Origin of the sequence: Nocardia amamiensis NBRC 102102 (assembly GCF_001612745.1) — a bacterium.
Lineage (GTDB): Bacteria > Actinomycetota > Actinomycetes > Mycobacteriales > Mycobacteriaceae > Nocardia > Nocardia amamiensis.
Window position 1 is genome coordinate 1 of sequence record NZ_BDBA01000178.1, and the last position, 7346, is coordinate 7346.

General features: G+C 69.4%; 9 protein-coding genes and 1 tRNA gene. 6 read left to right on the forward strand and 4 right to left on the reverse strand.

Features of this window, described 5'->3' with window-relative positions; all coding sequences use genetic code 11:
• Nucleotides 1–312: MspA family porin (locus tag NA4_RS28345; protein ID WP_174553005.1), on the forward strand; the 312-nt coding region annotated here is incomplete at its 5' end.
• Between the two features lie 79 nt (nt 313–391).
• Here NA4_RS28345 and mscL read toward each other — a convergent pair.
• The 4 genes from mscL to NA4_RS28365 all read right to left on the reverse strand — a co-directional run bounded on the left by mscL (nt 392) and on the right by NA4_RS28365 (nt 2646).
• Entirely contained in the window at nt 392–796 is a 405-nt protein-coding gene (gene mscL, locus NA4_RS28350) for a large conductance mechanosensitive channel protein MscL (protein ID WP_067476712.1), read from the reverse strand.
• A gap of 131 nt (nt 797–927) precedes the next feature.
• A complete protein-coding gene (locus tag NA4_RS28355) occupies nt 928–1593 on the reverse strand; it encodes an SAF domain-containing protein (RefSeq protein ID WP_067476715.1) in 666 nt (221 codons plus the stop codon).
• An 87-nt stretch (nt 1594–1680) separates the two neighbouring features.
• Nucleotides 1681–1971 carry an FmdB family zinc ribbon protein gene (locus NA4_RS28360; protein WP_067476728.1) on the reverse strand — a complete coding sequence of 97 codons (291 nt, stop codon included), beginning with the start codon at nt 1969–1971 and terminating at the stop codon, nt 1681–1683.
• Nucleotides 1972–2040: 69 nt separating this feature from the next.
• On the reverse strand, nt 2041–2646 hold the full coding sequence (locus tag NA4_RS28365) for a 5-formyltetrahydrofolate cyclo-ligase (RefSeq protein ID WP_067476719.1): 606 nt from the start codon (nt 2644–2646) through the stop codon (nt 2041–2043).
• A 68-nt stretch (nt 2647–2714) separates the two neighbouring features.
• Here NA4_RS28365 and NA4_RS28370 point away from each other — a divergent pair, with 68 nt between their 5' ends.
• The 5 genes from NA4_RS28370 (at nt 2715) to NA4_RS28390 (ending at nt 7291) form a co-directional block, all read left to right on the forward strand.
• The gene (locus NA4_RS28370; RefSeq protein WP_067476722.1) at nt 2715–3671 is read left to right on the forward strand and encodes a UTP--glucose-1-phosphate uridylyltransferase; all 957 of its coding nucleotides are present in this window, start codon (nt 2715–2717) and stop codon (nt 3669–3671) included.
• A 152-nt stretch (nt 3672–3823) separates the two neighbouring features.
• On the forward strand, nt 3824–5080 hold the full coding sequence (glp, locus tag NA4_RS28375; RefSeq protein ID WP_067476725.1) for a molybdotransferase-like divisome protein Glp: 1257 nt from the start codon (nt 3824–3826) through the stop codon (nt 5078–5080).
• A 12-nt stretch (nt 5081–5092) separates the two neighbouring features.
• Nucleotides 5093–5743: a GNAT family N-acetyltransferase gene (locus NA4_RS28380; protein ID WP_067476731.1), complete on the forward strand. Its 651-nt coding sequence runs from the start codon at nt 5093–5095 to the stop codon at nt 5741–5743.
• Between the two features lie 259 nt (nt 5744–6002).
• Nucleotides 6003–7127, forward strand: a complete 1125-nt coding sequence (gene sepX / locus NA4_RS43345) for a divisome protein SepX/GlpR (RefSeq protein ID WP_067476733.1) — start codon at nt 6003–6005, stop codon at nt 7125–7127.
• A 91-nt stretch (nt 7128–7218) separates the two neighbouring features.
• Nucleotides 7219–7291: transfer RNA gene (locus tag NA4_RS28390), tRNA-Ala, on the forward strand.
• The last annotated feature ends 55 nt before the right edge of the window (nt 7292–7346 follow it).

Below are 7346 nucleotides of genomic sequence, written 5' to 3' on the forward strand. Positions count from 1 at the left end.
GAAGTCGACTGGAGCGACGAGAGCGGCAATGTGGGCGCCAACACCGGTGGCGAGCTGTCGCTCGGCCCGGGTCAGGCGAAGTCGTTCTACGTGCTCGATCTGGAGCAGGCCGACGACTTCGGCAACGAGTCGCACAAGACCCGGAATGCGTTCAAGGGCACCAGCGGTTCGGTCACCTGGGCCGATGAGACCATCGGTCTGTCGGGCTGCGGGGGTTACGCGCAGGCGCGGGCCTTCGTGAGCGTCGAGGTGGAGACCGACAACGTCATCACCTGGGTGACGCTGTGGGGCCAGCCTTTCAGCCTCGGCTGAGCGCCGGGCCGCCACCCACACAATGCGAACGGGCCCGTCGCCGTCACGGGCCCGTTCCGCTGTGCGCTACGGGGTGAGGTCAGAACTCGTGCCGTCCGCCCGTTCTGGTCTGGCCTTCGGCGAGCAGATCGCGGATTTGGATCAGCACCTCCGAATCGGTGAGTGTGGCGTCGTCCGGCCGGAAGCGCTTCTTCAGATGCGTGGCGGGCAGCACCAGTACGAAGAACAGCACCGCCGCGATGATCAGGAAATTGATCGCGGCGGTGATGATCGGACCGACCTGCACGAACGTGGCCGGCTTGTCGGCAACCAATCGGAAACCGAGGCCGAGCTCGTCGGTGCCACCGAAAACGGCGAGAATCGGATTGATGATGCCGTTGGTGAACGCGGTGATGATCGCGACGAAAGCCGTGCCGATGACCACGGCAACCGCCAGATCGACGACATTTCCGCGGAATAGGAAATCCCTGAAATCCTTGAGCATTGCCGATGTCTCCCCTTCGTGTGGAGCTGAGCGATCGGGTTCGGCTGTCCTAGCGCGCCGGTAGGGCCGATGCTAATGGGCCAATAGCAAATTTTCGGCGAACTTTGTCGCTCGGTATGTCCGCGGTGCGGTCAATGAAAGACGACGGTGAGCGCACTGCGTAGGGAAGCCCCGGCCACGGTGGTGGCGTGGTCGGCGTCCATCGCGACCAAAACCACGCGGTCGGCGGCGCCACGTTCGCCACTCGGGCCCGCAACCAGGATGACCGCGGCGTCCATGGCCAGGGTGCGTGGTGGCCGGGTGCCGGGGCCGTTCGAGTCCTCGGCGCTGATCACGTCTACCCGGTCGCCCGCCCGCAGGATGTCGGCGACCGCGGTGTCGGCGAGGCGGATGGGCACGATTCTGGCGTCGCGCGCTCCGGTGGCGGCCGCGGCCAGCCGTGGACCGATGACGCGCAAGTCGGTGAAGACCTCGCCCTGACGCATCGCTCCGGTCAGCGTCGCGCCGACCACCGCGGCGGGGTCGGCGACCGCACCGGCGGGCAGTGTGCCCGCTTCACGTGGCGACGAGCGCAGGTCGCCCGGCTCGATCAGCCGTCCAGGCGCCAGATCCCGGGCCGCGACGACAACCGGGGTGCGCTCGGTCTGCGGGTCACCACGCACAAAGAGGACAGCCGCGACTACGGCGAGGGCGGCGGCGAACAGCCGTCGGGCGAGCGCGGCATCGGCCCACTGTGGGCGCTGCCAACCGGAGGGATTCCAGCCGCCCCGGCCGAGGTCGGCGAGTGCGTGAGTCATGGCCGGATCCTATGGCCGAACTCACACCTGCCCGCCCGGCATCAGGGCCGACTGTGGATAAGCGACGAGGCTGTGGAAAACGTCGAATCAGCTGGCCACGGCCGTGCTGGCGGCCGGGGTGGAACTGCTGGACGCGCTGGAGTCGGAAGACGAGCCGGAACCGCTGTCGGACTTGGCGGGCTCGCTCGCGGTGGACGCGCCGCCGCGGCTGTCGGTGCGGTAGAAGCCGCTGCCCTTGAAGACGATGCCGACCGAGTTGAACAGCTTGCGCAGCTTCCCCGAGCACTCCGAGCAGACGCTCAGAGCTTCGTCGGTGAAGGACTGAACGATGTCGAAGCGGTTGTCACACTGGGTGCACGCGTACGAGTAAGTTGGCACAGGATCCTCCGCGGTATTCGTCAACCTGGCACTCTACAGCCGACAGTGCCAACACCGCCAATCGGCATTTCATTCCCCGGCGCTATCGCCGAGTTGTCGCAGGCCGCCGCGCGGTGTCAGAGCCCAGCCCATGCGCCGATCGTGCGGCTCCTCGGGCAGCCGCTCGACCAGCTCGTCGTCCCGTACCACCGCGATCAGCCGCGCGTCCGGGCGCGCGGCGGGGAGGGTGCGGTCGTAGTAGCCCGCGCCGCGCCCGAGCCGGACGCCGCGGCGGTCCACCGCCAGCGCGGGAACCAGGATCACCCCGGCCCTGGCCACCGCGGGCGGAGGCAGCACCGTGCCGACCGGCTCCAGCAGCCCGTAGCGGGCGCGGCGCATGGTATCCGCGCCGGTGTACTCGGCCCAGCTCAGCGGCCCGGGCGGCCCGGTGACCGGCACCAGCACCCGAGCGCCACCGGTCAGCAGCGCGTCCAGCATGGCCGTCGAGCCCGGCTCCCGGTCGACCGGCACATACGCGCAGACCCACTCCCGCGCCTCCAGCGCGCCCACCGCGGCGGCCAGGGCGAGCGCCTCGTCCGCGTGGTCGGTGGCACTGATCACAGCTCGCCGGGCCGCCAGTTCGATGCGCCATGCATGTTTATCGCGCTCGCCGGGCATCTTCACAGTGATCACCATAGGCTCACCCCGGTACCGGGTCGGCGCGACGCCGATCCGGCGGCGTGATGGATGGATAGGGTATGCGTATGACAGCAAAGGCCGGACAGCCCGGTGACACCGCGGTGGTGTCGTGCTTCCGCACGGCCGTGGTGCCCGCGGCCGGGCTGGGAACACGTTTCCTGCCCGCGACCAAGACGGTGCCCAAGGAGCTCCTTCCGGTGGTGGACACCCCCGGCATCGAGCTGGTCGCCAGCGAGGCGGCCGACTCCGGCGCCGAGCGTCTGGTGATCGTCACGTCGCCGGGCAAGGACGGCGTCGTCGCCCACTTCGTCGAAGACCTGGTGCTGGAGAGCACGCTCGCCGAGCGCGGCAAGTACAAGTTGCTGGAGAAGGTGCGCAAGGCGCCTGCGCTGCTCGACGTCACCTCGGTGGTCCAGGAGGAGCCGCTCGGCCTCGGCCACGCGGTCGCCCAAGCGGAGCAAGCCCTCGACGCCGACGAGGACGCCATCGCGGTGCTGCTGCCCGACGACCTGGTGCTGCCCTGCGGTGTGCTCGATGTGATGAGCCGGGTGCGCCGCAAGCGCGGCGGGACGGTGCTGTGCGCCATCGACGTGCCGAAGGACGAGGTCAGCGCCTACGGTGTGTTCGACGTCGCGCCGGTGCCGGACGCGGTGAACCCGAACGTGCTGCGCGTCAAGGGAATGGTGGAGAAGCCGGCGCTCGCCGACGCGCCGTCGACGTTCGCCGCCGCGGGCCGGTACCTGCTGGACCGCGCCATCTTCGACGCGCTGCGCCGCATCGAGCCCGGCGCCGGCGGCGAGCTGCAACTCACCGACGCCATTGCCCTGCTGATCGCCGAAGGACATCCGGTTCATGTGGTGGTGCACCGTGGGTCGCGCCACGATTTGGGCAACCCGGGCGGTTATCTTCGTGCTGCGGTCGATTTCGCACTGGAACGAGAGGAATACGGCCCCGCCCTTCGGGAGTGGCTGCAGCACCGCCTCGGTCCGGACTGGGATCCGCAGCTGACTACCGACGACTGACGGTCCCGTCCCGGGGTTTCGCCGAGAGTGGACCGTCGGGTACGAATGGTGGTTCACCGCGGTGCGCGCGAACGCGCTTGCGCCGCGGTGCGATCCCGCGCGCCGGCGCAGGCGGAATCGGATGGAGTGCGGAGAGGATCAGGAAGGGCTGGATGCGCTCGGTTGAGGATCAGCAGATCAAGGTGACCGCCGCGGCCGTCGCGCCGCGGCCGGTCCGGGTCGCGATTTCCGAGGCCCAGGGGCTGCTGTGCGCCGAGGACGTCGTCACCGAGCGTCCGTTGCCCGGCTTCGATCAGGCCGCGATCGATGGCTACGCGGTACGCAGCGTCGATGTCGCCTCCGCGGGTGCCGACATCCGCGACGAGGAGGGCAATCTCGTCGACCTGACCCTTCCCGTGGTCGGCGAGGTGGTCGCCGGATCGCGACAGCCGATCCGATTGCAGCCGCGCCAGACCGTCCGGGTGGATACCGGCGCGCCGATGCCGACACTGGCCGACGCCGTGCTCCCGTTGGATTTCACCGACGGCGGCCGGGCCAGGATCAAGGTGTACGAGCCGGTGCGCTCCGGGGATTACGTCCGGCGCGTCGGCGACGACGTCCAGCCGGGTGATGTCGCGGTGCGGGCCGGAACCATCATCGGCGCGGCGCAAGTCGGTCTGCTCGCCGCGGTCGGACACGACAAGGTGCTGGTGCACCCGCGACCGCGATTATCGGTGATCTCGGTGGGCGGGGAACTGATCGATATCGACCGCACACCCGGCCCCGGCCAGGTCTACGATGTGAACTCCTACGCGCTGGCCGCGGCCGCGCGGGACGCGGGCGCGGACGTGAACCGGGTCGGCATCGTGAGTTCCGATCCGCGCCGGTTGCGTGACGTGGTCGAGGGGCAGTTGGTGCGCTCCGAGGTCGTGGTCATCGCGGGGGCCGTCGGCGGCTGGGCCTCCGAGCAGATCCGGGAGGCGCTGGAGGGGCTCGGCGAGCTCGAAATCACCCGGGTGGCCATGCATCCCGGCTCGGTGCAGGGCTTCGGCAGGCTCGGCCGCGACGAGGTGCCCACCTTCCTGCTGCCATCCAACCCGGTCGGCGCGCTGGTGGTGTTCGAGGTGATGGTGCGGCCGCTGATCCGAATCGCGTTGGGGCGCAGGCATCCCATGCGCCGGATCATCCGCGCGCGCACGATCATGCCGATCAGCTCCATGGCCGGGCGCAAGGGATACCTGCGTGCGCAACTCATGCGCGACGAGGCGACCGGCGAATACCTGGTGCAGCCACTGGGCAGCGCGAACTCGTCCTCGCACCTGCTCGCCACCCTCGCCGAGGCGAACAGCCTGATCGTGATCGACCCGGACGACACCGAGATCCGCACCGGTGACGAGGTTCAGGTCGCTTTTCTCGCACAGCGCGGCTGAGACGTGGACTCGATGAACGTTTTCCGGGTCACGCAGCATCCGGGGTGGCCCGCGCGACTCGGTCCGGTCCGGGTGGCCGCGGGGAGGGTGACTCTTCGTCCGATTCGGCTGCGCGACGCGGCGGCCTGGAGCCGGATCCGGTTGCGGGACCGGGACCATCTCGAGCCGTGGGAGCCGACCGGCCGCGGGGCATGGGAGACGCGCAACCACGCGTCCAATTGGCCCTCGCTGTGGTCGAGCCTGAAGGCGGAGGCTCGACGCGGCGCGATGATCCCCCTGGTGATCGAAGTGGACGGCGTGTTCAGCGGACAGCTGACCATCGGCAATATCGTGCGCGGCGCGCTGCGCTCGGCCTGGATCGGTTACTGGGTGGCCAAGGATCTCAGCGGGCAGGGCGTCGCGACCGCGGCGTTGGCGCTCGGACTGGACCACTGCTTCGGGCCGGTGGGCTTGCACCGGGTCGAGGCGACCGTGCGACCGGAGAATCTGGCCAGTCAGGCGGTGCTGCGCAACGTCGGCTTCCGGGAGGAGGGGCTGCTGCGGCGCTACCTCGACGTGGACGGCGCCTGGCGCGATCACCTCCTGGTCGGCATGACCATCGAGGAGGTAGTGGGGACGGTTCTGGACCGGCTGGTGCGCGAGGGGCGCGTCACCCTGCTGTAGCGCGGGCCCACCGAACACGGTGGCATGGTGGAAATGTGACAGGTGTGGCGGATGTGCACGGCGCGCCTGCCGGAACTTGGTGCTACCCGGAATTAGCCTACGGACGTCGATGGTGCGTCTTGCGCCATCGGCAGGGAGCCTACGGGTGTCCGGCGTCGACGCGATTGCGTCGGACGGGGAGCCGGACCAGCGCGGCGTATCACGCGCCGCTCGCGGGCCGAGCCGGACGAAATCCAGGTGGGACGGAGGTGCTGACGCGATGCCGAATTCGATCCTGTGGATCGGTCTTGTCGTGCTCTGGGTCTTCGTCCTGTTCCCGATGCTCGCCGACCGCCACCCCCGAATCCGCCGGACCACCGACGCCGCGCTGGCGACCCGGGTCCTGCACCGTGGCGGCGGCAAACGACGTCTCAGAAGGAAAGGCCCGGCCGCCGGGCACGAAACCGATCCGAACTGGCGGCCCCGCCGCGTACCGAGAGAGTATGCCCACAGCGATGATGCGGAGGACCGGATGACGACACCGGCCGACGAGCCCGTCACCGAGACCGACGGGGACAATCTTCCCGTGCCTTTGGACGCCGCGGCATCCGACATCGCTGACGCCGAACCGGAGGACATCGACGCGGCCGAGTTCGACGCGGACGTCATCGAACCAGACGACATCGAACCGGACGACTTCGACGCCGACGACTCGACCGCCGCGCTGGACCACGACGAGCCGGAAGACGACGAAGAAGCGACCGAAGTCGCTGCGAAGATCGACTCGGCGACCGATGATGACGGCGTGGGCGCACACAACCCAGAATTGGCAGCGGCCAGAATCCCGCCTGCGCGCTCTACCGCGCCCGCCCGCGTGACCTACCCCGAGTACGACGAGACCGATTCGGACGAACCGGAATTCGTTTCCACTCGCCGAGGCCGCGGCGGCTTCGATCCCGAGGCCGACGCCGTAGCCCGCGCCGCCCGCTACACCTTCCGCCAGCGCGCCGTGCTCGGCCTGGTGCTCACCGCCATCCTCTGCGGCGCGCTCACGTTCGTGCTGACGCCCTTGCTGTGGTGGGGCACCGCGCTCTCCTCCGTCGTGCTCGTGACCTACCTGGCCTACCTGCGCAAGCAGGTGCGTATGGAGGAGGAGATCCGCCGCAACCGCGCCGCCCGCCTGAACCGCAGCCATGGCGCAGCCAGCGCACGCGCCCGCCGAGCCGCCGCCCCGCACGGCACCATGGACCGCGACACCGCCCGCGCCCTCCGCCGCCGCTCCGCCCTCGTCGACCCCGACGACGAAGACCCCTTGTTCGACCACCTCGACCCCTTCGACCCCGCCACCGCCCGAGCCTTGCGCAACCGCGCCACCGGCGACGCCCGCCGCGCGGAGGGCGCGTAGACCACCCCTATAAGCGCAGCTCAGCGCACCGATTCGGACTCCAGCGGCCCGGCCTGATACAGTGTCACAGCGCGGTTCCCCGGAGCCGCACGGGGCTATAGCGCAGTTGGTAGCGCGTCTCGTTCGCATCGAGAAGGTCAGGGGTTCGATTCCCCTTAGCTCCACGCATCAGAGGCTCATGCTCATGGAGAGCATGAGCCTTTTGCGTTCCGCGTGCTT

What these genes read in the sequence shown, in the direction of transcription:
- mscL (WP_067476712.1), bottom strand. Translation starts at nt 796, where the DNA reads ATGCTCAAGGATTTCAGGGATTTCCTATTCCGCGGAAATGTCGTCGAT.
- NA4_RS28355 (WP_067476715.1), bottom strand. Translation starts at nt 1,593, where the DNA reads ATGACTCACGCACTCGCCGACCTCGGCCGGGGCGGCTGGAATCCCTCC.
- NA4_RS28365 (WP_067476719.1), bottom strand. Translation starts at nt 2,646, where the DNA reads ATGGTGATCACTGTGAAGATGCCCGGCGAGCGCGATAAACATGCATGG.
- NA4_RS28370 (WP_067476722.1), top strand. Translation starts at nt 2,715, where the DNA reads ATGACAGCAAAGGCCGGACAGCCCGGTGACACCGCGGTGGTGTCGTGC.
- glp (WP_067476725.1), top strand. Translation starts at nt 3,824, where the DNA reads ATGCGCTCGGTTGAGGATCAGCAGATCAAGGTGACCGCCGCGGCCGTC.
- NA4_RS28380 (WP_067476731.1), top strand. Translation starts at nt 5,093, where the DNA reads ATGAACGTTTTCCGGGTCACGCAGCATCCGGGGTGGCCCGCGCGACTC.
- sepX (WP_067476733.1), top strand. Translation starts at nt 6,003, where the DNA reads ATGCCGAATTCGATCCTGTGGATCGGTCTTGTCGTGCTCTGGGTCTTC.